This is a genomic window from Methylobacterium planeticum (genome assembly GCF_008806345.1).
Classification (GTDB): domain Bacteria; phylum Pseudomonadota; class Alphaproteobacteria; order Rhizobiales; family Beijerinckiaceae; genus Methylobacterium; species Methylobacterium planeticum.
Genome location: NZ_VZZJ01000013.1, coordinates 1 through 21,541, shown reverse-complemented (window position 1 = coordinate 21,541; position 21,541 = coordinate 1). Strand labels below are relative to the sequence as shown.

The following is a 21,541-nucleotide window of genomic DNA, read 5'->3' as shown; positions in this document are numbered from 1 at the left end:
GCCGAATGTCTGAAAAAATGCGTGTCCGCTCAGGGCCGGAAATCTGTGCGGGTGAGGTGCGGTGCCCTTGGTTTCTGCTCCGGATCACGACGCGTCTGCGCGATTGCTCGCCGTGATGCCGAAAGGGCGGCGGGCCGCTGACCATTCGCGCGCGCTGCCTCTCCGCAAGGATCGGCGCGCCCCCCCCTCGCGCGGAGCCGGCGGACACGGGCCCGGCCCGGGCATGCCCGCCGAATCGCCAAGCCCTGCAGCAACTTCGCGCAGCCAAGTGCGGGCTTTGGGCAGGCATTTTCCGCCCGATGCCGACATGATCAGGGCGGATGGAACCCGATTCCCGGCCTGCGGAAGAGGTGCGCATGCCCATCGTTCTCGAGGCCGAGCCCGCCCCCCTGGCCTTCGATCCGGCCAGGACGGCGCTGATCATCATCGACATGCAGCGGGATTTCCTGGAGCCCGGCGGCTTCGGCGAAAGCCTCGGCAACGACGTCTCGCTCCTGGCCGCCGCCGTGCCTCCGGCGCGGGCGCTCCTGGCGGCGGCGCGCGAGGCGGGGCTCCTCGTCGTGCACACCCGCGAGGGCCACGAGCCCGACCTCTCGGATGCGCCGCCGGCCAAGCGCGAGCGCGGCGCCCCGACCGTCCGCATCGGCGAGCCGGGCCCGATGGGCCGCATCCTGATCCGCGGCGAGCCCGGCCACGACATCATCCCGGCCCTGAGCCCCCTGGACGGGGAGCCGGTGATCGACAAGCCCGGCAAGGGCGCGTTCTACGCAACCGGCCTCGGGGACCTCCTGCGGGCAGGCGCCGTCGAGACGCTGCTGATCTGCGGCGTCACCACGGAGGTCTGCGTGCACACGACCACCCGCGAGGCGAACGACCGGGGCTACCGCTGCGTCGTCGTGGGCGATGCCTGCGCCTCCTACAATCCCGCGTTCCACGCGGCCGGCCTCGCGATGATCACGGCGCAGGGCGGCATCTTCGGCTGGGTCTCGAACGCGTCCGCCGTGATCGCCGCCCTCGCGGGCGGGCGTTGAGGCAACCCCGATGACCGATTCCCCGACGCCCACCCCGCCCCCCGACCTCGACGCCTACGCGGCGCAGGCCGCCACCCTCCTGGGCCTGCCCCTCGACCCGGCCTGGGCCGGATCGGTCGCGGCGAACCTTCGGGTGCTGCGGGCGGCGGCGGATCTCGTCGAGGGCTTCCCGCTGCCGGACGAGGCCGAGGCGGCCCCGGTCTTCGCGCCATGACACCCCCGAGCACGAGCGAGGCGACGGATTGGAGCCGGGCCCCGGCCAGCGCGATCGCGGGTGCGGTCTCGGCCGGGACGGTCGGCGCCCGCGCGGTGGTGGCGGCCTGCCTCGACCGCATCGCCCGGATCGATCGGACCGTGAACGCCTTCACGGACGTCCTCGCCGAGCGGGCTCTCGCCCGCGCGGACGCGGTCGACGCGGCCCGCGCGTCGGGACGGGCCCCGGGGCCGCTCGCCGGCGTTCCCTTCGCGGTCAAGAACCTGTTCGACGTCGAGGGCCTTGCGACCCGGGCGGGGTCGCGGATCAACCGCGAGCGGGTTCCGGCCGCCCGGGACGCCACCCTGATCACCCGCCTGGAGGCGGCCGGCGCGATCCTGGTCGGCGCCCTCAACATGGGCGAGTACGCCTACGACTTCACGGGCGAGAACATCCATGACGGGGCCACCCGCAACCCGCACGACCTCGGCCACATGTCCGGCGGCTCGTCCGGCGGCTCGGGCGGCGCGGTGGCGGCCGGGCTCGTGCCCCTGGCGCTCGCCTCCGACACCAACGGCTCGATCCGGGTGCCGAGCGCCTTCTGCGGCTGCTTCGGCCTCAAGCCCACCTACGGGCGCCTGAGCCGGGCCGGAAGCTTCCCCTTCGTGGGCAGCCTCGACCATCTCGGGCCGATGGCGCGCTCGGCGCGCGACCTCGCCCGCGCGTACGACGCGATGCTGGGGCCCGACCCGGCCGATGCGGTCGCCACCGCGCGCCCGCCCGAGCCGGCCCTGCCCGGGCTCGAGGCCGGGATCGGGGGCCTGCGCATCGCGGTGGCGGACGGCTACTTCGCCCGCGGCGGCGACCCGGAGGCCTTCGCGGCGGTGGCGCGGGTGGCGGAGGCCCTCGCCTGCACGCGCGTCGTGGACCTCCCGGAGGCCGCCCGCGCCCGCGCGGCGGCCTACCTGATCACGGCGGCCGAGGGCGGCGCCCTCCACCTCGATCGCCTGCGCCGGCGCGCCGGGGATTTCGACCCGGCCGTGCGCGACCGCCTGATCGCGGGGGCGATGCTGCCCGCGCCCTTCGTCGAGCGCGCGCAGCGCTTCCGGCGCTGGTACCGCGCCGCCGTCCTCGACCTGTTCGGCGATGTCGACGTCATCCTGGCTCCGGCGACCCCCTGCCGGGCACCGAAGGCCGGACAGGCCACCTTCGTGCTCGACGGGGTGACGTTGCCGGTGCGGCCGAATATCGGGGTGTTCACGCAGCCGATCTCCTTCATCGGCCTGCCGGTCGTCGCCGTGCCGGTCTGGCTCGACGGCGGCCTGCCCCTCGGCGTGCAGGTCATCGCGGCGCCCTGGCGCGAGGACGTGGCCCTGCGGGTCGCCCATCACCTCGAGGGCCGCGGCGCCGTGCGCGCGCCCGTCGCCGATCTCGGCTGAGGATCGGGGCACAGCCGGGATCGGTGCCAGAGGCACTGCGCCCGGCGTGCCGGTGCGCAGCTGGCCGAAGCCGGGCGGTCAGGCGCGGGTCAGGGCCGGGCGCCGCGGCGAGGCGCCGAGCCGGGCGGGCGCGCCCTCGTTCCGGCCGGCCCGGCGGGCCTCCGCGGTTCCGGGGGCGCCGGATTCCGGTTGGGCGAGGGCAGGTTCGGCGGCGCGCGCCAGGGCGTGGTAGCGCCGGTCGGCATAGACCAGGGCGTCGCCGCCGCCGGGATCTGCGAGGCCCGCGACCTCGCAGAACAGGACGTCATGCGTCCCCGCGCTCACGCGGCGGACGATGCGGCAGGAGAAGGCGGCGAGCGCGCGGTCGAGGACCGGCACTCCGGCCGCATCCGGGCGCCAGGCGGCCGCCGCGAAGCGCGCGCCCATCGGGGTGCGGCCGCCGAAGGCCGCCGCCACGCCTTGCTGATCCGCCGCGAGGGTGTTGACGCAGAGCCGGTCGTTCCGGGCGAAGGCCGGATAGGCCGAGGAGGCGCGGTTGAGGCAGACGAGGAGCGTCGGGGGCGTGTCGCTGACGCTGCACACGGCCGAGGCCGTGAAGCCGGCGCGGCCCCCCGGGCCGTCGGTGGTGACGAGGTGCACGGCGCTGACAAGCCGCGCCATGGCCGCCCGGTAGGCCTCCGCCGCGACCGGGGTGGCGTCCGCCGTGTCTCGCATGTCCGTCGCCTGTTCGGGAGGGGAGGGCGCCGCGCTCACGGCCGGGCCAGGAAGGCCAGGAGCGCGCGGTTGAACGCCTCCGCACGGGTGAGGCTATGGGCATGCCCGCCCTCGGGGGCGAGGTCGAGCCGGGCATTGGGCAGGCCGGCGGCGAGGCGCTCGGAGGCGGCGTAGGGCACGAGCACGTCGTCGCGCGCGGCCATCACCAGGGTCTCGTGCGGGATGGCGCCGAGGCTGCCGCTCAGGTCGCAGGCTTCGAGGGCGGCGATCCGGGTGAGCACGGTCTCCACCCCGGGGAAATGCGCCAGCGCCTGCGCCTCGTCGGCACCGAGCCGCGCCTCGTTCCGGGCGATCCAGGCGGCGGGGTAGAGGAAGATCGCCTGCGCGGCCACGAAGGCCTCCGGGCCGGCCCTCGTCAGCAGGGCCTTGCGGGCGGAAAAGCAGCGCTTCGTCGCCGCCTCCATCCGGTCCCAGCCGTTGATCACCACGATGCGGCCGACGCGCGCCGGGTGGTCGAGGGCGAGGTGAAGCGCGATGAGGCCGCCGAGGGCGTGGCCGACGATGTCGGCGGTCTCGATCCCCAGCCGGTCGAGCACGCCGAGGGCATCCCGGGCCATGGCGGCGATGTCGTGGCCGGGCTCCAGGGGGCCGGGCGAGCGCCCGGTGCCGCGGTGATCGTAGGTGACGACCCCGAAAGCCGCCGAGAGCGCGTCCATCTGGGGCGCGAAGTAGCCGGCCGAGCCGCCGAGGCCCGGCGAGAGCAGCACGGGTCGGCCGGTGGGCAGCCCCTGGACCGCGTGGTGGACCGGAGCGCCCATCACCCGTCCCGGCCCAGATGCGCGACCGAGGCGATCTCCACCAGGGCGTCGGGCTTCACGAGGCCGCACTGGATGCAGTAGCGGGCCGGCTTCTCGCCGGGGAAGTACTCCGCGTAGACGGCGTTGATGGCGGCGTAGTCGGCCCAGTCCTTGAGGAAGACGTGATTGAAGGTCACGTCGTCCATGCTGCCGCCCGCGGCCTCGACCACACCCTTGATGGTCTCGAGCACGTGGCGCGCCTGGGCGCCGGCATCGCCCACGTGGACGACGTTGGCCTCGGCATCGAGGGGCAGCGTGCCCGAAACGTACAGCACCCCGTCCGCCAGCGTGCCGGGCACGTAGGGGGCGAGGGGCTTGCCCGTCCCGGGCGGGATCACGACGGTCTTGGGCATGTGCGCGGCTTCCTGGGATGGGGCGGCGAGGGGAACGCTCCCGCGGGGACGCAGATCACTCGGCCGCGAGGGCCGAGGGCTTCAGGGCCGCCGCGAAGGCGGCGACGTCCGAGACCCATCCGAAGAAGGTCTCGATGTTGTAGAGCGCCGCCGCCTGCATCTCGGGCGGCCCGGCCTGGTGCGTGGCGTCGGCCAGGACGATGCCGAAATATTCGAGGAAGAAGCCGTCGCGCAGAGTCGATTCCACGCAGACATTCGTGGCGATCCCGGTGAAGGCCAGCGTGCGGATGCCGCGAGCCCGCAGCATGCTGTCCAGCGCCGTGTTGAAGAAGCCGCTGTAGCGGGGCTTCGGCAGCACGATGTCGCCGGGCTCCGGCCTCAGGGCGTCGACGAGGGCGTAGTCCCAGCTTCCCTTGGCGAGGAGGCGCTCGTTCATCTCCGGGCGCCGCCGCATGGTCTTGAGGGCGTTCGACTTGTGCCAGTTCGGCGAGCCCGGCCCCCCCGCCTCCACGTAGTCCGGATCCCAGCCGTTCTGGAACCATACGATGGTCAGCCCCGCCGCCCGGGCGGCGGCGACGGCCTCCGCGATCCGGGCGATGACGGGACCGGTGCCCGACACGTCGAAGCCGGCGCGGTCGAGATAGCCGCCCTTCGTCGCGTAGGCGTTCTGCATGTCGACCACGATGAGGGCGGTGGCGGCGGCCTCGAAGGCGATCGGCTCGGGGCGTGCGGCGAGGATCGTCTCCCCGTGCCGGCCGGCCGGGTCGCGGTAGCCCGCGGGCGCGTCCATCAGGCGACCTCCGCCAGGGGGGCGTCCGTGACGTGGCGGCGGCTGTCCATCAGCGGCTGGATCCGGGTGCCGAAATCGTCGAGGCCCTTGAGGAAGTCGTCGAAGACGAGGAGCACGCCGCCGGTCCCAGGCACCGTCACCACCGCGTCGAGCATTTGGGCGACGCTCTCGTAGGAGCCGACCAGGGTGCCCATGTTGATGTTCACCGCCGAGGTCGGGTCGGCCATCTGGCGCACATTGGTGTCGCCGCCCGACTTGGTGTCGGCCGCACCCTGGACCCCGAGCCAGGCGATGGCCTCCGCATCCGCGCCCGCCTTGTAATGCTCCCACTTGGCGTGGGCCGCCGCGTCGGTTTCGTCGGCGATGATCATGAACAGGACGTAGGAGGAGACCGCGCGGCCCGTCCGGGCCTTGGCCTCCTCCAGCCGCGCCACCGTCGGGGCGAAGGCGGTCGGCGTGTTGACGCCCTTGCCGAAGCAGAAATTGTAGTCCGCGTAGGTTGCCGTGAAATCCATCCCGGCCGTGCTCTGGCCCGCGCAGATGATCTTCATCGGCGCCTGGGGCTGCGGGCTCAGGCGGCAATCGTCCATCTGGAAGAACTCGCCCTTGAGGTCGCTGCGGCCCGTCTCCCACAATTCGCGCAGGATCTGGGCGTACTCGGACAGGTACGTGTAGCGGCGGGCGAAATAGGCGTCGCCGGGCCAGAGGCCCATCTGGGAATATTCGGGCCTCTGCCAGCCGGTGATCAGGTTGAGGCCGAAGCGTCCGTGCGAGATCGAGTCGATGGTGGAAGCCATCCGGGCGGTGATCGCCGGGGGCAGGCACAGGGTCGGGGCGGTGGCGTAGAGCTTGATCCGGCTCGTGACCGCGGCGAGGCCGGCCATCAGGGTGAAGGATTCGAGGTTGTGGTCCCAGAACTCCGTCTTGCCGCCGAAGCCGCGCAGCTTGATCATCGACAGCGCGAAGTCGAGGCCGTAACCCTCGGCCTTGAGGGTGATCTCCTTGTTGAGATCGAAGGTCGGCCTGTATTGCGGCGCGTTCTCGGACAGCAGCCAGCCGTTGTTCCCGATCGGGATGAAGACGCCGATATTCATGGGATTGGTCATGACACCCTCGCGTGCTGACGAGACCGCGGCGCGCTCACTGGGAACGCCACTCCCGCCGGCCACCGGCATCCGTTGAGGGGCGGTGACCGGCGGCGCTGAGGGAAGGCTATCGGATCGGACCAGACGGTCAAACTTTGCGAGGCAGATTTTGACCGTTTGCACAAACTCTCCGCGGTCTGCCCGCGCCCGGGGCGGGATCTGCCCAGAGGCGCGCCGCCGCACGGGGAGGGCGGGGCGTTTGCGCGGGTTTTCGGCGCGGGCCGGTCAGCTCGGCGCGAATCAGGCGAGGCCGACGCTTGCCAGGATCAGCTTCTGGGTGCCCTCGACGGTCGCCTCGAAGAAGGCAGGGTCCTGCAGGTTGCGCCCGGTGATCGCCTCGACCTGCGCGGCGAAGTCCGCGTAGTGCTGGGTGATGGCCCAGATCGCGAAGATCAGCTGATGCGGGTCATGCGCGCCGATCCGCCCGGCCGCGATCCAGCCGCGCAGAACCGCGGCCTTGGCCTCGACGCGGTCGCGCAAGGGCCCGGCGAGTTCCGCCCGCAACAGGGGCGCGCCCTGGACGATCTCGAGGCAGAACAGGCGCGAGGCCTGGGGCGCGTCCCGCGAGAGGGTGACCTTGCGGCGGATGTAGCGGCGCAGGGCGTCCGCCGGCTCGCTCCCGGCGCTGAGCGTCTGGAGCGGATCGAGCCAGACATCGAGGACGCGGCGCAGGACCGCGACGTAGAGATCCTCCTTCGAGGGGAAGTAGTAGAGCAGGTTCGTCTTCGAGAGCCCGGCCCGCTCGGAGATCTGGTCGATGCTCGCCCCGTGCAGGCCGAGTGTCGAGAACACTTCGAGGCCCGCATCGAGGATCGCCTCGCGGCGCAGCTCCCCGTCCCGACGACGACGCCTCACCGGCGCGGTCGTGGCGCTTCCCCCCGTGTCTCCCGCCCCGTTGCCCGCCACGACTGCCCCCTGGCCCGCGTGCCGGTCGTCCGAGGACCGGCCGGCCCGGCTGTCGTTCTAGAGGGTTTTCGCGCTCGGTGGATCCGGTTCAAGCGCGATCACGCGAACGGAGCGTCGATCCGCGAGAACGGGAGCGGCGCGCGGAGGCTCCGTCCGCCCGTGATCGCCGCTCGACCGGGGAACCGGACGGACATCGTGGCCTGATCCCGACGAACCGGAGCCGTTCGGGCGCGTTGGCCCGCGCCCTCTCCACCGGAAAGCCCTGATGTCCCCTCGCCACCTGCGCGCCGCCCTGCTTCCGCTCGCGGCCGCCCTGTTCGCGGTCGCCGCACCGATCGGTGCCGCTCCGGCGACCGCCGGAAGCGCCGCGAAATCCTACCTGTTCGGCGAGAAGCGGTTCCGGAACGCCTGCCGGCCGCCCCTGAAATACGCGGCGGGGACCTGCGTGCGCCGCTGCCCGGCCGGCTACCGGGACACGGGGCGCTGTTGCGGCTTCCGCCGCATGCGGCGCTAGGCCGGCCACGGTGCGGATCGATCCCTGACGACGCCGTGCCGATCGGTGCCGAACGGGTCCGCGGAGGAGATGCGCCAGGACGGTCAGCCGCGAGCCTCGGCGGCCGTCCCGGGATCGGACGTCGCCCGCGGCCTCAATGGGCCGCGGTGTAGATCGCCAGGACGTCGGCCTCGGCGAGGGGACGGGGATTGTTCACGAGAAGGCGCGTCTGCTTCATCGCATCCCGGGCGAGGCGGGGGAGCGCCTCGGCCTCGATGCCGACCTCGCGAAGGCGCTGCGGCAGCCCGAGCTCGCGGCTCAGGTGGCCAAGCCCGTCGATCAGCCCTTGCACGCGCCCCCGGACGGGGAGGGCGGCGAGGTCCGGAAACAGGTCCGGGGCGATCTCTGCATAGGCCGCGTGGGCCGCCTCCTGGTTGAAGCGCAGGACGTGGGGCAGCACCAGCGCGTTCGAGAGGCCGTGCGGCACGTGGTAATGGCCGCCGATCGGGTAGGCGAGGGCGTGGACCGCCGCGACCGGGGCGTTGGCGAAGGCTTGGCCGGCCAGCAGCGAGCCGAGGAGCATCCCGCTCCGCGCGGCCTCGTCCCGTCCCACGAAGGTCGCCTGCCGGATATGGGCGCCGAGGAGCCGCAGCGCCTGCCGGGCGAGGCCCCGCGAGATCGGGTTGTTGTTCGGCGAGGCCGAGGTGTAGGCCTCGATCGCGTGCACCATGGCGTCGATGCCCGTGGCCGCCGTCACCGCGGGCGGCAGGCCGAGGGTGAGCGCGGCATCGAGCACCGCGATGTCCGGCAGAAGCAGAGGCGAGACCACGCCCTTCTTCTCCGCCTCGCCGGTGGTCACGATGGCGATCGGCGTCACCTCGGAGCCGGTCCCGGCGGTGGTGGGTACGAGCGCGAGGGGCAGGCGCGGGCCCTTCGCGAGACCGACGCCGTAGATCCCGCTCAGCGCCTCACCGCTTCGGGCGAGGAGGGCCACGAGCTTGGCGACATCCATCGGCGAGCCGCCGCCGATCGCGAGCACGCCGGTCGCCGCGTGCGCTTCCGCGACGGCCAGTGCCGCATGGATGTTCGATTCGGGCGGATCGGCCTCGACGCCGTCGAAGATCGCGGTGCGGATGCCGGCCGCCTCGAGGCTCGCGAACGCCGAATCGAGGAGGCCGATCCGGCGCAGGCCGGCATCGGTGACGAGGAGAATTCGCGCGCCGAGTTGCGGGCCGACGATCTCGGCGATCCGGGCGCTGGCCCCGGATCCGGACACGATCGTCCGGACCGTGCTGAAGCTGAATGTCATCGGGACCTCCGGGGGCGGGCCAGGAACGGGACCGAGGCCGAGTATGGCCCGGCTCCGGGCGGTATTCAGCCGGAAAGGTGGGCGCGCATCGCGGCCAGGAAATTTTCCGCGATCGGGCCCGGCTCGGCGCGGGCGAGGGCGTAGACGTCGGCGCTCGGGGCTGGGGCGTCCAGGGATCGGTAGGCGATGCCCGGATAGGGCAGGCGACCGACGAATTCCGGCACCAGGGCGAGGCCGAGCCCGGCCGCGACGAGGCCGAGGAGCGAGTGGGACTCGACCACCTGCTGCGACAGGCGCGGGACGAACCCGCTGGCGAGACAGGCCTCCCACAGGACATTGGCGAAGCGCGAATCGGCGAGGCGCAGGGAGAGGTAGCGCTCGTCGCGCAGGGACGTCAGCGGCAGGCTGGCACGGGCGGCGAGAGGATGGGCCTCGGGCAGGACCACCCCGACCCGCTCGCGCCACGCGAGATCGGCCGTGAGGCCGGAATCCTCCGACGGGCTGCGCAGGAAGCTGAGATCGGTGCGCCGCGCGTGGAGCGCCGCCTGCTGCTCCTCCGGCGGCATCTCGTGCAGCCGGATGTCGACCTCCGGGTAGCGCTCGCAGAACCGTTCGATCACGCGCCCGAGGGGCCCCGTCAGGATCGATCCGGTGAGCCCGATATTGAGCGTGCCGGTCCGGCCGCCGCCGATGGCCCGGGCTTCGTCCGAGGCCTGGCGCACCTGCGCCAGGATCGCGCGCGCCTGCTCGAGGAACGCGACGCCCGCCTCCGTCAGCGCGACGCGGCGGCTCGAGCGCACGAACAGGTCCGTGCGCAGTTCCGCCTCGAGATCGCGGATCTGCTGGCTCAGCGGCGGCTGCGAGACGCCGAGGCGCTCGGCGGCCGCGGTGAAGCTCAGCTTCTCCGCGACGGCCACGAAGTAACGCAGGTGACGCAGTTCCACGCCGGTGCTTCCTTCGGACGATTTTCGTCTCGATCAGGTCGAACAAGATATTGGACGTCTGAATACGAGGCCAGCATGGTGGGCATCAACCGCCTCCATCGAACGGCGGGGCCGGGAGCGCCGGCATTGGCAGCGGGCGTGCTCCATGGGAACCCCCGTCCGGAACCACCAGGAGACCGATTCCGATGCGCAGCCCGGACCCTTCCCCGTCCGTCGCGCCCTCCCTCGGCACCGCCGTCATGGGGCGGCTCGACATCGTCGCCGGGCTCACGGACGAGCCGGGCGCGCTGACGCGCCTGTTCCTGAGCCCGGCCCACAAGGCGGCAGCGCGTCAGGTCGGCGCCTGGATGGAGGCGGCGGGCATGCGGGTGGCGCTCGATGCCGCCGGCACAATGGTCGGGCGCTACGAGGGTGACCGGCCCGGCGCGCCCGCCCTGCTCCTCGGTTCGCATATCGATACGGTGCGCAATGCCGGCCGATACGACGGCAATCTCGGCGTCGTCACGGCGATCGCGGCGGTATCCGAACTTCATGCGCGGGGGATCCGCCGGCCCTTCGCCGTCGAGGTGCTGGCCTTCGGGGACGAGGAGGGCGTGCGCTTCCCCGTCACGCTGACGGGCTCGCGGGCGCTCGCCGGGGGCTTCGACCCGAAGGCCCTCGAGTGCCGGGACGGCGACGGGATCAGCCTGCGGCAGGCGCTGCGGGATTTCGGCCTGACGCCCGAGGGGCTCCCGCTCCTCGCCCGCAGCCCCGCGGACGTTCTCGGGTATCTGGAAGTCCATATCGAGCAGGGACCGGTGCTGGAGGCCGAGGATCTGCCCGTTGGCATCGTCACCGCCATCGCGGGCGCTGCGCGCTACGGCGTCGTGGTCGAGGGGGCGGCGGGCCATGCCGGGACCGTGCCGATGGGTCTGCGCCGGGATGCGGCGGCGGCCACCGCCGAGATGATTCTGGCGGTCGAGGCGGTCGCCCTTGCGGAAGCCGGCCTGGTGGCCACCGTCGGCACGGTCGAGGTCCCGCGCGGGGCGGTGAACGTCATCGCGGCGGAGACCCGGTTCACCATCGACATCCGCAGCCCCGACGACACGATCCGGGGCCGGGCGCTCGCCGAGATCGTCACCCGGTTCGATGCCATCGCGGCGCGGCGCGGCGTCTCCTACGCCAAGAGTTCCTTCTACGAGACCCCGGCCGTCGCCTGCGCGCCCGGCCTCGTCGCGGCGATCGAGGCCGGGATCCGGCGCCTCGGGATCCGCCCGCGCAGGTTGCCCAGCGGAGCCGGTCACGACGGCCTCGCCCTCGCGGCCCTGTGCCCGATCGGCATGATCTTCGTGCGGTGTGCCGGAGGCATCAGCCACTCGCCGCGCGAATCCATCACGGCCGAGGACGCCGACGCCGCCGCGCGTCTCCTCGTCGACATCCTCAGCCACTTCGATCCGGCTACCCGCTGAGGCGGGACGGCCGCAGCGTTCCCACAAGAAAGGACCGACTCCGATGACCGAGCTCAAGATCAAGGCAGGCCCCTACGACCTCATCGGCCGCCTGGAGACCGAGAAGGCGCCCCAGACCTGCGCCGCCTTCCTCAAGGCGCTGCCCTTCGTCAGCGAGATGGTCCATGTCCGCTGGAGCGGGGAGGGCGTGTGGATGCCCCTCGGCGATCTCGATTTCGGCGTCGGCTACGAGAACCACACCAGCTACCCGGCTCCGGGGCAGATGATCCTCTATCCGGGCGGGATCAGCGAGACCGAGATCCTGCTCGCCTACGGCGGCGTCCACTTCGCCAGCAAGGTCGGGCAGCTCGCCGGAAATCACTTCCTGACGATCACGAAGGGCCTGGAGAACGTCTACGATCTCGGCCGCATGACCCTCTACAAGGGTGCGCAGCCGATCCGCTTCGAGCTGCCCTGATCCGCTCCGACCTGAGCGCTCGCCGGCGGCGGCGGGCGTTGCTGCGGTGGTGGACGGCGACGTCGCGCCGCCGAATGCGTTGCAAAACCGTCGTCGCGGGCCCATATGCACGACATGCCGGTCGCGACGCCCTGCGTCGCTGGACCGGGAATGGCCACGGTGCCGGGAGGAGGTGACGCCGGATGTACGCGCACCCGATCCCGCCATCAGTGGCCGTTGATATTTCTACGCGGCCGTCAGGCCCGTCCGAGTCTCGGAGAGACATGAGCAAGCGTATCAAGTCCAAGCCGCTGGAGCGCGGCTCCGTGCTGTTCGACGTCGTGTACGAGGATGGATCACAGGCCTCGAACCGCCGGGTTCCGGCCGAGGTGCTCGGAGGACTCGACGGCGATGCTCCTGCGCGCGAGATCATCGCGGCGCAGGACGAGGCGATCGCCCAGAAATCCGGCCGGCCGCAGCGCGCGATCCAGAGCCTGACGCGATCCCCCTTCCCCGATCCGAAGCCCGCACGGGGTCCGCACGGCAACGTCTGATCCCGCGACCGGAGAGAGCCGGCATGCCCCACAAGTTTCGGCTTGGCCAGCTCGTCCGCCTGCGCAGTCAGGCGGCCGCGCGCAATGCCAACCGGATCTACGAGATCGTGAGCCTGCTGCCCGACGCCGCCGAGCAGCCCGGCTACCGCATCCGCAGCACGGAAGCGGGCACCTGCGAAGCGCGGGAGCCCGAACTCGTGGCAGCCTCGCGGACCTCGAACCCGGCCTCCTGAGGGCCGGATCCCAGACGAGCCCGGGCGCATCCTGCGCGCTGGGCAGCACGGAGGCCCAGATGGCAAACGACAACCGGAGCGGCCATGCGCGCTCGATCTCGATGAGCGACTTCAACGCCCGGGCCAAGCGCATCGCGGAGCAGACGGCGGCGATCGAGAAGCCCGAGAAGGCGCCCTCGAACCGGTCGCGCCGAACCCCGTTCAAGCCCGAGCCGCAGAAGCCGGAGACCGAGGCCGAGGCGCAGCCGGCCGAAGAGGCCGAGCGCGAGGCCTGAGCGCAAGGGCGGCTTGGTCGGCCCGTAAGTCGGCGCGGGCTCCCGGCCCGCGCCTACGGCTTCGCCGTCGCCCGAATGTCGAGACCCGTCCCGTGCCGGCAGTGCCTGAATCGCACGGCGATCTCCGGGGTCAGGTCGCGCACGCCGACCGGGTCGATGGTCGTCGCCTCGGGCCCGATCGCGAGGCTGTCGCGCAGACCCTCGTTCGCCAATCGCCGCGGCAGGCATCCGCAGGCCGCCGTCATCGCGGCGATGTGATCCGGGACAAGCTGCGCCGTCACGCGCCGGCCCGGTCCGGCGCGATCGACGAATCCCCTTCGCCCGTCCCGCCTCGCTCGTCCCCCCGTTCCCGGTCCGCGGGCGCAGGGACCGGCGGGAACAATCGCCCGAGCCCCTCCGCAACCCCGTGGGCGACGGCGCCGAAGGCAGAGCCCGACAGGTTCGAATGGGGGGCGATCTCAATCTCGATCACGGCTTCGGCTCGATCTGTCGGGGACGGTCGGGATCGGTGTTCTGCGACGCAGCCTCCGACCGAGGGCGATGCCGGGCGATCGGAATGGTTCAGCACCTTCGGCGCAAGAAAGTTCCCGCCGGCGACGATTTAAGGATGCCGGGCCGGTAGCGGGGGGCGCCCGCGTGGGCCATATCGGTGGCATGAGCACTGATACGAGCTACCCCTACTCCCTTGAGATCAAGCCCTGCGAGAAGCCCGAGGGGCATTTCACCTGGGTCATCCGCGAGCGCGGCAAGCTCCTGCAGCGGTCGGACAAGCCCCATGCCTCGGAGGCCCTCGCGCGCCGGCGCGGAGAGGCCGAGATCGAGCGCCTGCTCGGTCCGGGCATCGGCGGACGCTGACGCGCCCGCGGCGGGACCGGGTCTAGATCCGTCCCGCCGCGCTGCCCCTCAGGCTTCCCGCATGAAGCGCTTGTTCAGTGCGAGCGCCGACAGCGTCGCGACCGCGCCCGAGAGCAGGTAGACACCGACCCAAGCGAGGCCGAAGCGGCTCGACAGGCTGAGGGCCACGAGCGGCGCGAATCCTGCTCCGACGAACCAGGCGAGGTCGGAGGTCAGGGCCGAGCCGGTATAGCGGTAGCGGTTGTTGAAGTTCGACGACACCGCGCCGGCGGTCTGGCCATAGGACAGGCCGAGCAGCCCGAAGCCCACCACGACGTAGATCGTCTGGCCGATCTCGCTGTCGCCGAACACGAGTGGCGCGATGATGCTGCCGAGGGCGAACACCCCGATCAGGGCCGCCGAGATCCCCACGAGGGTGCGCCGCCCGATCTGGTCCGCGATCAGCCCCGAGGCCACGATCGCGCCCGCGCCGATCAGCGCGCCGGCGAACTGCACCATCAGGAATTCGCCCGCGGACCGCTGCGTGAACAGCGTGATCCAGCTGATCGGGAAGACCGTGACGAGGTGGAAGAGCGCGTAGCTCGCCAATGGCACGACGGCACCGATCATGATGTCGCGGCCATGCACCCGAACCACTTCGAGGACGGGGACGGGGGCAAGCTCCTGCTTCTCGAGGAGCGCCGAGAACTCGTCGGTGCCGACGAGGCGCAGGCGCGCGAAGAGGGCCACGACGTTGATCGCGAACGCGACGTAGAACGGATAGCGCCAGCCCCAGTCGAGGAAGTCCTCGGACGTCAGGTTGACGAGGAAGAACGAGAACAGGGCGCTCGCCAGCATGAAGCCCAGCGGGGCGCCGAGCTGGGGCATCATCGCGTACCAGCCGCGCCGATCTTCTGGCGCGTTCAGGGCCAGCAGCGAGGCGAGACCATCCCAGGCCCCGCCGAGGGCGAGGCCCTGTCCGATCCGGAAGGCCGCGAGCAGCACGATGGCGGTCGCGCCGAGATGGTCGTAATTCGGCAGGAAGCTGATCGCCGCCGTCGAGCCGCCGAGGAGGAAGAGGGCGATCGTCAGCTTGACGCCGCGTCCGTAGCGCCGGTCGATCGCCATGAAGATCACGGACCCGATCGGCCGCGCGATGAAGGCGAGGGCAAACACCGCGAAGGCGTAGAGCGTCGCGCGCAGCGGATCGACGAAGGGGAAGAAGACCTTCGGGAAGACCAGCACCGAGGCGATGCCGTAGGTGAAGAAGTCGAAGAACTCCGAGGTGCGGCCAATGACGACGCCGATGGCGATCTCGCTGGGGGCGACCTTGTGGTCCGTCGAGACCAGTCGCGCGTCGCGTTCGAGAGGCGTCGAGGAGGGGAGGGCGTGATCTGAACTCATCGTCGGCAATTCATGTCCTGGGCCGCGAGGCGATGGGGCCGCCGCGTGCGGTCGATCGGGCCTGTGGCGGCGGGTTATGGCGCAGGCGTGCGCCGCAGCAAAGCAGGGCGGGGCGAGACCCCGTGACGCGAGCCCCCCGCCTCCGGCCGGCGCCGGCCTGATTCGAGGGTCTATCGACCGAGCGCTTCCGTCATCCACTCCCCCGGATCAACCCTGCCATGCTCGGTGCGCCGGTGGGTGAGACATCTCTTGCACTTGTCACGACGCCGTGCTGCAGCGCAGAAAACCGCGCCGTTCCCGAGGCGTGCCGATCGACGGCGCATGAGGGGAGGGCGATTCGGGCGGGGCCTCCTCATGAGGCCCGACACTTCGCACCCGAGTCCCTGCCCCCGAACCTTTTGTCCCACGCCCCTGCACCGATTGATCTGATGTCCCTCAGACTTCTTCGCGGCCTCGCACTGGCTCCCCTGTTCGGCCTGCTGTCCGGCTGCAACCTGGTGGTGATGCAGCCCTCGGGTGACATCGCGGCCCGACAGCGCGACCTGATCCTCGCCTCGACCGGGCTGATGCTGCTCATCATCGTGCCCGTCATCGCCCTGACGCTGCTGTTCGCGTGGCGCTACCGCCACTCGAACACGGACGCGGCCTACGATCCCGACTGGCATCACTCGACGCAGCTCGAGGTGGTGATCTGGTCGGCGCCGCTCGTCATCATCATCGCTCTCGGGGCGCTCACTTGGATCAGCACCCACACGCTCGATCCCTATCGGCCCCTCAGCCGCCTCGACGCGTCGCGGCCGCTGCCGGCGGACGTCAAACCGCTCATCGTCGAAGTCGTCGCACTCGATTGGAAATGGCTGTTCTTCTACCCAGACCAGGGCATCGCGACGGTCAACGAGCTCGCCGCGCCCGTGGACGTGCCGATCACGTTCAAGATCACCTCCGCGTCGATCATGAATTCGTTCTACATCCCGGCCCTGGCCGGCCAGATCTACGCCATGGCCGGCATGGAGACGAAGCTGCACGCCGTGGTGAACAAGGAGGGCGTCTTCGACGGCTTCTCGGCCAATTACAGCGGGGCCGGCTTCTCGCGCATGAACTTCAAGTTCCACGGGCTCACCCGGGACGGCTTCGATCTGTGGGTCGCCAAGGCCAGGGCCAGTGAGACGGAGCTGAGTCGCGAGGCCTATCTCAAGCTCGAGAAGCCGAGCGAGCAGGAGCCGGTGCGCTACTTCTCGGGCGTCGACCAGGGGCTCTACGGCGCGATCCTCAACATGTGCGCGGTGCCGGGCAAGATGTGCATGAGCGAGATGATGCACATCGACGCGAATGGGGGCGCCGGCAAGCACAGCCAGGAGAACCGCGCCAGGCTCGAATACGACAACCGGCACGCCGAGCAGGGCGACGAGGCCCAGGGCGCGACCTTCCCGGCCTCGGGCCGCCCGCCGCGCGGCGACGTGCAGCCCCAGGGCATGAAGCCCGACGCGCTGGATCCGAGGGTGAACGGCCCGGCCCAGCATCCCGACGCGCATCAGGGCCACTCCATGCCCGGCCCGAAGCATGACGGTCCCGCCCCCGCACAGATGAACCACTGATCCCAGGGGCACCGAGCGCCCGTACGTCGCCGGCAGGCGGCGCCTCGACAAACCCTCGGCCTCAGCGGGCCCGCGCGTGCGCAGAGCCGTGCCGGCCCGCCGAGGTTGCCGACATCCTCGAACGAGCAGAACCCATGTTCTCCAATCTGGATCTCCAGAAGCTTGTGTTCGGGCGCCTCACGCTCGAAGCCATCCCGTATCACGAGCCGATCCTGCTCGTGACCTTCGCGGCCGTCGCCCTCGGCGGCCTCGGGGTGCTCGGCGCGCTCACGTATTTCCGCCTCTGGGGCACCCTGTGGCGGGACTGGCTGACGAGCGTCGATCACAAGAAGATCGGCATCATGTACATCATCCTCGCCCTGGTGATGCTGCTGCGGGGATTCGCCGACGCGCTGATGATGCGTGCGCAGCAGGCGATCGCCTTCGGCGCCAACGAGGGCTACCTGCCGCCGCACCATTACGACCAGATCTTCACCGCCCACGGCGTGATCATGATCTTCTTCGTGGCGATGCCGCTGGTCACGGGCCTGATGAACTTCGTGGTGCCGCTGCAGATCGGCGCCCGCGACGTCGCCTTCCCGTTCCTCAACAATTTCAGCTTCTGGATGACCGTGAGCGGCGCCCTCACGGTGATGGCCTCGCTCTTCGTCGGCGAATTCGCCCGCACCGGCTGGCTCGCCTACCCGCCGCTCTCCGGCCCGGCCGCGAGCCCGGGCGTCGGCGTGGACTACTACATCTGGGCGCTGCAGATCGCCGGTATCGGCACCCTGCTGTCGGGCATCAACCTCATCGCCACGATCGTGAAGATGCGGGCACCCGGCATGAGCATGATGAAGATGCCCGTCTTCACCTGGACGGCGCTCTGCACCAACATCCTGATCGTCGCCGCCTTCCCGATCCTGACCGCCGTTCTCGCGCTGCTGTCGCTCGACCGCTACGTCGGCACGCACTTCTTCTCGAACGACCTCGGCGGCAATCCGATGATGTACGTGAACCTCATCTGGATCTGGGGTCACCCGGAGGTCTACATCCTGATCCTGCCGGCCTTCGGCGTCTTCTCGGAGATCGTCTCGACCTACTCGGGCAAGCGCCTCTTCGGCTACGCCTCGATGGTCTACGCCACCGTCGTGATCACGATCCTCTCCTACCTCGTCTGGCTGCACCACTTCTTCACGATGGGCTCGGGGGCCTCCGTGAATTCGTTCTTCGGCATCACCACGATGATCATCTCGATCCCGACGGGTGCCAAGATCTTCAACTGGCTGTTCACCATGTACAAGGGCCGCATCCGGTTCGAGGTGCCGATGCTGTGGACGGTCGGCTTCATGGTCACCTTCGTGATCGGCGGCATGACCGGCGTGCTCCTGGCGGTTCCCCCCGCCGACTTCGTCCTGCACAACTCCCTGTTCCTGATCGCGCACTTCCACAACGTGATCATCGGCGGCGTGCTCTTCGGCATGCTGGCAGGCATCACCTACTGGTTCCCCAAGGCCTTCGGCTACAAGCTCGATCCGTTCTGGGGGAAGATGTCCTTCTGGTTCTGGCTGACCGGGTTCTGGTTCGCCTTCATGCCGCTCTACCTGCTGGGGCTCATGGGTGTGACCCGGCGCCTCAACCACTTCGACGATCCCTCGCTCCAGATCTGGTTCGTGATCGCGGCCTTCGGCGCGTTCCTCATCCTGCTCGGCATCGCCTCGTTCGGCGTCCAGCTCGTCGTCAGCTATCTCAGGCGCGAGGAACTGCGGGACCTGACCGGGGATCCCTGGAACGGCCGGACCCTGGAATGGTCCACCTCCTCGCCGCCGCCCGAGTACAACTTCGCCTTCACGCCCGTGATCCACGATCACGACGCGTGGTGGGACATGAAGCGCCGCGGCTACAGCCGTCCGCTGGAGGGCTTCCGGGCCATTCACATGCCGAGGGGCACCGGCACCGGCGTCATCCTGGGGGCGCTCAGCGTCGTCTTCTCCTTCGCGATGATCTGGTACGTCTGGTGGCTCGCCGCGGCGACGTTCCTGGCGATGCTGGTCGTCACGATCGGCCACACCTTCAACTACAACCGCGACTTCTACATCCCGGCGGACGAGGTCATCCGGGCCGAGGGCGAGCGGACGACGATGCTTTCGGGACGGGCCTGAGACCATGGCGACGCACGCACAGACGGCCCTGAGCCCCAGCGAGGCTCCGGAATTCCACCTCACGGAGGACCACCATCCGGAAGGCAGCACGATGCTGGGCTTCTGGATCTACCTGATGAGCGATTGCCTCATCTTCGCGGTCCTGTTCGCGACCTACGCGGTGCTCGGCCGGAACTACGCGGCCGGACCCTCGCCCAAGGACCTGTTCGAGCTGCCGCTGGTGGCCCTGAACACCTCGATGCTGCTCCTCTCCTCCATCACCTACGGTTTCGCCGTGCTGGAGATGGAGCGGAACCGACAGGGCGCGACCCTCGGCTGGCTGGCCGTCACCGGCCTGTTCGGCCTCTGCTTCGTCGGAATCGAGCTCTACGAGTTCGCGCACCTGATCCATGAGGGCGCCACGCCCCAGCGCAGCGGGTTCCTGTCGGCCTTCTTCACGCTGGTTGGGACCCACGGGCTGCATGTCAGCCTCGGCATCGTCTGGCTCGTGACCCTGATGGTTCAGGTGCGCCAGCGCGGGCTCATCCCCGAGAATCGGCGCCGACTCCTGTGCCTGTCCATGTTCTGGCACTTCCTCGACGTGATCTGGATCGGCGTCTTCACCTTCGTCTACCTGATGGGAGTCCTGCAATGAGCGCGGCAGCGGAGACGGCCCATCACACCGATGGGCAGGGCCACGGCGAAGCGGGCAGCCACGGCACCTTCAAGAGCTACATGACCGGCTTCGTGCTGTCGGTCGTCCTGACGGCGATCCCGTTCTGGCTCGTGATGGCCGACGTCCTCGGCGACAACCGCACCACCAGCCTCGTCATCATGGCCTTCGCGGTCGTGCAGATCGTGGTCCACATGATCTACTTCCTGCACATGAACACGAAGTCGGAGGGTGGCTGGACCTTCCTGGCGCTGATCTTCACCCTGACGCTGGTGGTGATCACGCTGATCGGCTCGCTCTGGGTGATGTACCATCTCAACGCCAACATGATGCCGATGTCGGCTCACGACATGCAGCATCACATGCCCGCGGCGGCCTCGCGCTGAGCCGGGCCCATGAATCGCGATCGGCCGGCGCCGTTCCCGTCATGGCGGAAACGGCTCTGCCGGTTTTCGACGGCTTGCATTCGCCGTAACGCGGTGGCTCTGCCGGGGTGGGGCCGGCCTTCCCTGGCGTTCCCTGTCCTTGGATCCCGGCCACCTGCGGTCCCCACATGTGCGATCCCGAGCCGGAAGCTCCTTCCCAGTCGCCCCGCTCACGCCCGGCGCGGATCCTCGTTGGCGCTCTTGCCGGCGCCCTTGCGGTGCTCGCCTTCGCGGGTCTCCTCGGCCTCGGCTCCTGGCAGCTCGAGCGGCGGGCCTGGAAGCTCGACCTGATCGCCCGCGTCACGGAGCGCCTCCGGGTAGAACCCGTTCCAACTCCGCCGCGGCCGGACTGGCCGGGGGTGACGGCCGACGACACCTACCGACGCGTGCGCGCGACGGGCACATTCCTGAACGAGCGGGAGACGCTGGTGCAGGCCGTCACCGAGTTCGGTGCCGGGTTCTGGGTCCTCACGCCCCTGGCTCTGCGCGACGGTGACGTCGTGATGGTCAACCGCGGCTTCGTGCCCACGGAGCGGCGCGACCCGGCATTCCGCTCAGCCGGGTGGATCACCGGGGAGACCACGATCGTGGGCCTGCTGCGCCTGAGCGAACCCGGGGGCGCCTTCCTGCGGGCGAACGATCCGACGGCGGGCCGTTGGTATTCGCGCGACATCGCGGCGATCGCCGCGGCGCGCGGCCTCGGCAACGCCGCACCCTACTTCATCGATGCCGACGCGACCCCCGTGCCGGGTGGCCTGCCGGTCGGCGGCCTCACCGTGATCGCCTTCCGCAACGATCACCTCGTCTACGCGCTCACGTGGTACGCGCTGGCGCTCATGCTCGCGGGTGCCGGAATCTACCTGATCCACGACGCGCGCCGCTCCCGCCGGCGCAACCCGGGGCAGGGCTGAGCGGAACGTTCCCCCGAGCAGCGCCCCGGGAACGGCTCCCGGGGCGCGTCCGGCTTGGCGGCCGGATGCTGGAGCCGCGACCCGGACGTTCCGCCTCGTCCTGGCGCTAGCCCGCGAGGGTCGTCAGCACGGTGCCGTTGGGGTAACCGCGAAGGCGCCGTTGTCGCGGTTGCGGCCGACATCGACGGCCTCGACGCCGTTGACGACGCCGGCGTGACGACGCCCGCGAGCGAAAGCATCGCGGCGCCCGAACGTGGTTCAGGGCAAGACAGGGGGCGCCCTGTCACACGGGTGTCGGGAAGGGGTGGTTGAGATTGGGGTTCGGATTCTTGGGTTGACGGGCCGGGGCGGGCTGCGTATACCGCTGCTCATAGGCGCCGGCCGCGGAAGCGGACCGGTCGCCGAAACATCTCTTGGACAATCTGGGCTGATGAGCTCGGCTTCGGTCGGGTGAGGCGCTTA

The 21,541-nt window shown here is 70.5% G+C and carries 25 protein-coding genes; 15 read left to right on the top strand and 10 right to left on the bottom strand.

Annotation, left to right across the window (positions count from 1 at the left end; translation table 11 throughout):
- Positions 1–356 precede the first annotated feature (356 nt).
- From F6X51_RS15580 to F6X51_RS15570, 3 genes are read left to right on the top strand one after another with little or no spacing between them, the layout of a single operon-like run.
- Positions 357–1,031, top strand: coding sequence for a cysteine hydrolase family protein (locus F6X51_RS15580; RefSeq protein WP_150964605.1), 675 nt, complete (start codon positions 357–359; stop codon positions 1,029–1,031).
- Positions 1,032–1,041: 10 nt separating this feature from the next.
- A complete protein-coding gene (locus F6X51_RS15575) occupies positions 1,042–1,245 on the top strand; it encodes a DUF4089 domain-containing protein (RefSeq protein ID WP_150964604.1) in 204 nt (67 codons plus the stop codon).
- Complete coding sequence (locus tag F6X51_RS15570; RefSeq protein WP_150964603.1) at positions 1,242–2,663, top strand: AtzE family amidohydrolase; 1,422 nt, start codon at positions 1,242–1,244, stop codon at positions 2,661–2,663. The genes F6X51_RS15575 and F6X51_RS15570 overlap by 4 nt, the downstream gene beginning before the upstream one ends.
- 78 nt (positions 2,664–2,741) lie before the next feature.
- Here the strand turns inward: F6X51_RS15570 and F6X51_RS15565 are convergent, their stop codons facing one another.
- The 6 genes from F6X51_RS15565 to rutR all read right to left on the bottom strand — a co-directional run bounded on the left by F6X51_RS15565 (position 2,742) and on the right by rutR (position 7,377).
- Positions 2,742–3,377 carry a flavin reductase gene (locus F6X51_RS15565; RefSeq protein ID WP_150964602.1) on the bottom strand — a complete coding sequence of 212 codons (636 nt, stop codon included), beginning with the start codon at positions 3,375–3,377 and terminating at the stop codon, positions 2,742–2,744.
- Positions 3,378–3,412: 35 nt separating this feature from the next.
- Positions 3,413–4,195: a pyrimidine utilization protein D gene (rutD, locus tag F6X51_RS15560; protein ID WP_150964601.1), complete on the bottom strand. Its 783-nt coding sequence runs from the start codon at positions 4,193–4,195 to the stop codon at positions 3,413–3,415.
- Complete coding sequence (rutC, locus tag F6X51_RS15555; RefSeq protein WP_150964600.1) at positions 4,195–4,587, bottom strand: pyrimidine utilization protein C; 393 nt, start codon at positions 4,585–4,587, stop codon at positions 4,195–4,197. Before rutC ends, rutD begins: the two co-directional genes overlap by 1 nt.
- A gap of 55 nt (positions 4,588–4,642) precedes the next feature.
- The gene (gene rutB / locus F6X51_RS15550; protein ID WP_150964599.1) at positions 4,643–5,377 is read right to left on the bottom strand and encodes a pyrimidine utilization protein B; all 735 of its coding nucleotides are present in this window, start codon (positions 5,375–5,377) and stop codon (positions 4,643–4,645) included.
- Complete coding sequence (gene rutA, locus F6X51_RS15545) at positions 5,377–6,471, bottom strand: pyrimidine utilization protein A (RefSeq protein WP_150964702.1); 1,095 nt, start codon at positions 6,469–6,471, stop codon at positions 5,377–5,379. Before rutA ends, rutB begins: the two co-directional genes overlap by 1 nt.
- Positions 6,472–6,762: 291 nt before the next feature.
- Positions 6,763–7,377 carry an HTH-type transcriptional regulator RutR gene (rutR, locus tag F6X51_RS15540; protein ID WP_246696823.1) on the bottom strand — a complete coding sequence of 205 codons (615 nt, stop codon included), beginning with the start codon at positions 7,375–7,377 and terminating at the stop codon, positions 6,763–6,765.
- 316 nt (positions 7,378–7,693) lie between these two features.
- On the opposite strand from rutR, the gene F6X51_RS15535 reads away from it, so the two are divergent.
- Entirely contained in the window at positions 7,694–7,942 is a 249-nt protein-coding gene (locus F6X51_RS15535; protein ID WP_150964597.1) for a hypothetical protein, read from the top strand.
- Between the two features lie 133 nt (positions 7,943–8,075).
- Here the strand turns inward: F6X51_RS15535 and F6X51_RS15530 are convergent, their stop codons facing one another.
- Positions 8,076–9,230, bottom strand: a complete 1,155-nt coding sequence (locus F6X51_RS15530) for an iron-containing alcohol dehydrogenase (RefSeq protein ID WP_150964596.1) — start codon at positions 9,228–9,230, stop codon at positions 8,076–8,078.
- Positions 9,231–9,295: 65 nt separating this feature from the next.
- A complete protein-coding gene (locus F6X51_RS15525) occupies positions 9,296–10,174 on the bottom strand; it encodes a LysR substrate-binding domain-containing protein (protein WP_150964595.1) in 879 nt (292 codons plus the stop codon).
- 185 nt (positions 10,175–10,359) lie between these two features.
- Here F6X51_RS15525 and F6X51_RS15520 point away from each other — a divergent pair, with 185 nt between their 5' ends.
- The 5 genes from F6X51_RS15520 to F6X51_RS15500 all read left to right on the top strand — a co-directional run bounded on the left by F6X51_RS15520 (position 10,360) and on the right by F6X51_RS15500 (position 13,120).
- Positions 10,360–11,622, top strand: a complete 1,263-nt coding sequence (locus tag F6X51_RS15520) for an allantoate amidohydrolase (protein ID WP_150964594.1) — start codon at positions 10,360–10,362, stop codon at positions 11,620–11,622.
- 43 nt (positions 11,623–11,665) lie between these two features.
- The gene (locus F6X51_RS15515) at positions 11,666–12,079 is read left to right on the top strand and encodes a DUF3830 family protein (RefSeq protein WP_150964593.1); all 414 of its coding nucleotides are present in this window, start codon (positions 11,666–11,668) and stop codon (positions 12,077–12,079) included.
- A 263-nt stretch (positions 12,080–12,342) separates the two neighbouring features.
- Entirely contained in the window at positions 12,343–12,612 is a 270-nt protein-coding gene (locus tag F6X51_RS15510) for a hypothetical protein (RefSeq protein WP_150964592.1), read from the top strand.
- A gap of 23 nt (positions 12,613–12,635) precedes the next feature.
- Entirely contained in the window at positions 12,636–12,845 is a 210-nt protein-coding gene (locus F6X51_RS15505) for a hypothetical protein (protein ID WP_150964591.1), read from the top strand.
- A gap of 59 nt (positions 12,846–12,904) precedes the next feature.
- Complete coding sequence (locus F6X51_RS15500; RefSeq protein WP_150964590.1) at positions 12,905–13,120, top strand: hypothetical protein; 216 nt, start codon at positions 12,905–12,907, stop codon at positions 13,118–13,120.
- A 53-nt stretch (positions 13,121–13,173) separates the two neighbouring features.
- Here F6X51_RS15500 and F6X51_RS15495 read toward each other — a convergent pair whose 3' ends face one another.
- Entirely contained in the window at positions 13,174–13,401 is a 228-nt protein-coding gene (locus tag F6X51_RS15495) for a hypothetical protein (protein ID WP_150964589.1), read from the bottom strand.
- A gap of 373 nt (positions 13,402–13,774) precedes the next feature.
- Between F6X51_RS15495 and F6X51_RS15490 the strand changes: the two genes are divergently transcribed.
- Positions 13,775–13,975, top strand: coding sequence for a hypothetical protein (locus F6X51_RS15490; protein ID WP_150964588.1), 201 nt, complete (start codon positions 13,775–13,777; stop codon positions 13,973–13,975).
- 48 nt (positions 13,976–14,023) lie between these two features.
- Here F6X51_RS15490 and F6X51_RS15485 read toward each other — a convergent pair whose 3' ends face one another.
- Complete coding sequence (locus F6X51_RS15485; protein WP_150964587.1) at positions 14,024–15,358, bottom strand: MFS transporter; 1,335 nt, start codon at positions 15,356–15,358, stop codon at positions 14,024–14,026.
- 428 nt (positions 15,359–15,786) lie between these two features.
- Here F6X51_RS15485 and cyoA point away from each other — a divergent pair, with 428 nt between their 5' ends.
- The 5 genes from cyoA to F6X51_RS15460 all read left to right on the top strand — a co-directional run bounded on the left by cyoA (position 15,787) and on the right by F6X51_RS15460 (position 21,079).
- Positions 15,787–16,953 carry a ubiquinol oxidase subunit II gene (cyoA, locus tag F6X51_RS15480; RefSeq protein WP_150964586.1) on the top strand — a complete coding sequence of 389 codons (1,167 nt, stop codon included), beginning with the start codon at positions 15,787–15,789 and terminating at the stop codon, positions 16,951–16,953.
- Between the two features lie 134 nt (positions 16,954–17,087).
- Positions 17,088–19,091, top strand: coding sequence for a cytochrome o ubiquinol oxidase subunit I (gene cyoB, locus F6X51_RS15475; RefSeq protein WP_150964585.1), 2,004 nt, complete (start codon positions 17,088–17,090; stop codon positions 19,089–19,091).
- Between the two features lie 4 nt (positions 19,092–19,095).
- Complete coding sequence (gene cyoC / locus F6X51_RS15470; protein ID WP_150964584.1) at positions 19,096–19,725, top strand: cytochrome o ubiquinol oxidase subunit III; 630 nt, start codon at positions 19,096–19,098, stop codon at positions 19,723–19,725.
- Positions 19,722–20,129, top strand: coding sequence for a cytochrome o ubiquinol oxidase subunit IV (gene cyoD, locus F6X51_RS15465; RefSeq protein WP_150964583.1), 408 nt, complete (start codon positions 19,722–19,724; stop codon positions 20,127–20,129). The genes cyoC and cyoD overlap by 4 nt, the downstream gene beginning before the upstream one ends.
- A gap of 167 nt (positions 20,130–20,296) precedes the next feature.
- Positions 20,297–21,079 (top strand): SURF1 family protein, encoded by a 783-nt coding sequence (locus F6X51_RS15460; RefSeq protein WP_150964582.1) that lies wholly within the window; start codon positions 20,297–20,299, stop codon positions 21,077–21,079.
- Positions 21,080–21,541: the final 462 nt, after the last annotated feature.

Excerpts from the sequence above, each read along its gene's own strand:
- F6X51_RS15580 (WP_150964605.1), top strand. The coding sequence starts at position 357 with ATGCCCATCGTTCTCGAGGCCGAGCCCGCCCCCCTGGCCTTCGATCCG.
- F6X51_RS15575 (WP_150964604.1), top strand. The coding sequence starts at position 1,042 with ATGACCGATTCCCCGACGCCCACCCCGCCCCCCGACCTCGACGCCTAC.
- F6X51_RS15570 (WP_150964603.1), top strand. The coding sequence starts at position 1,242 with ATGACACCCCCGAGCACGAGCGAGGCGACGGATTGGAGCCGGGCCCCG.
- F6X51_RS15565 (WP_150964602.1), bottom strand. The coding sequence starts at position 3,377 with ATGCGAGACACGGCGGACGCCACCCCGGTCGCGGCGGAGGCCTACCGG.
- rutD (WP_150964601.1), bottom strand. The coding sequence starts at position 4,195 with ATGGGCGCTCCGGTCCACCACGCGGTCCAGGGGCTGCCCACCGGCCGA.
- rutC (WP_150964600.1), bottom strand. The coding sequence starts at position 4,587 with ATGCCCAAGACCGTCGTGATCCCGCCCGGGACGGGCAAGCCCCTCGCC.
- rutB (WP_150964599.1), bottom strand. The coding sequence starts at position 5,377 with ATGGACGCGCCCGCGGGCTACCGCGACCCGGCCGGCCGGCACGGGGAG.
- rutA (WP_150964702.1), bottom strand. The coding sequence starts at position 6,471 with ATGAATATCGGCGTCTTCATCCCGATCGGGAACAACGGCTGGCTGCTG.
- F6X51_RS15535 (WP_150964597.1), top strand. The coding sequence starts at position 7,694 with ATGTCCCCTCGCCACCTGCGCGCCGCCCTGCTTCCGCTCGCGGCCGCC.
- F6X51_RS15530 (WP_150964596.1), bottom strand. The coding sequence starts at position 9,230 with ATGACATTCAGCTTCAGCACGGTCCGGACGATCGTGTCCGGATCCGGG.
- F6X51_RS15520 (WP_150964594.1), top strand. The coding sequence starts at position 10,360 with ATGCGCAGCCCGGACCCTTCCCCGTCCGTCGCGCCCTCCCTCGGCACC.
- F6X51_RS15515 (WP_150964593.1), top strand. The coding sequence starts at position 11,666 with ATGACCGAGCTCAAGATCAAGGCAGGCCCCTACGACCTCATCGGCCGC.
- F6X51_RS15510 (WP_150964592.1), top strand. The coding sequence starts at position 12,343 with ATGAGCAAGCGTATCAAGTCCAAGCCGCTGGAGCGCGGCTCCGTGCTG.
- F6X51_RS15505 (WP_150964591.1), top strand. The coding sequence starts at position 12,636 with ATGCCCCACAAGTTTCGGCTTGGCCAGCTCGTCCGCCTGCGCAGTCAG.
- F6X51_RS15500 (WP_150964590.1), top strand. The coding sequence starts at position 12,905 with ATGGCAAACGACAACCGGAGCGGCCATGCGCGCTCGATCTCGATGAGC.
- F6X51_RS15490 (WP_150964588.1), top strand. The coding sequence starts at position 13,775 with ATGAGCACTGATACGAGCTACCCCTACTCCCTTGAGATCAAGCCCTGC.
- F6X51_RS15485 (WP_150964587.1), bottom strand. The coding sequence starts at position 15,358 with ATGAGTTCAGATCACGCCCTCCCCTCCTCGACGCCTCTCGAACGCGAC.
- cyoA (WP_150964586.1), top strand. The coding sequence starts at position 15,787 with ATGTCCCTCAGACTTCTTCGCGGCCTCGCACTGGCTCCCCTGTTCGGC.
- cyoB (WP_150964585.1), top strand. The coding sequence starts at position 17,088 with ATGTTCTCCAATCTGGATCTCCAGAAGCTTGTGTTCGGGCGCCTCACG.
- cyoC (WP_150964584.1), top strand. The coding sequence starts at position 19,096 with ATGGCGACGCACGCACAGACGGCCCTGAGCCCCAGCGAGGCTCCGGAA.
- cyoD (WP_150964583.1), top strand. The coding sequence starts at position 19,722 with ATGAGCGCGGCAGCGGAGACGGCCCATCACACCGATGGGCAGGGCCAC.
- F6X51_RS15460 (WP_150964582.1), top strand. The coding sequence starts at position 20,297 with ATGTGCGATCCCGAGCCGGAAGCTCCTTCCCAGTCGCCCCGCTCACGC.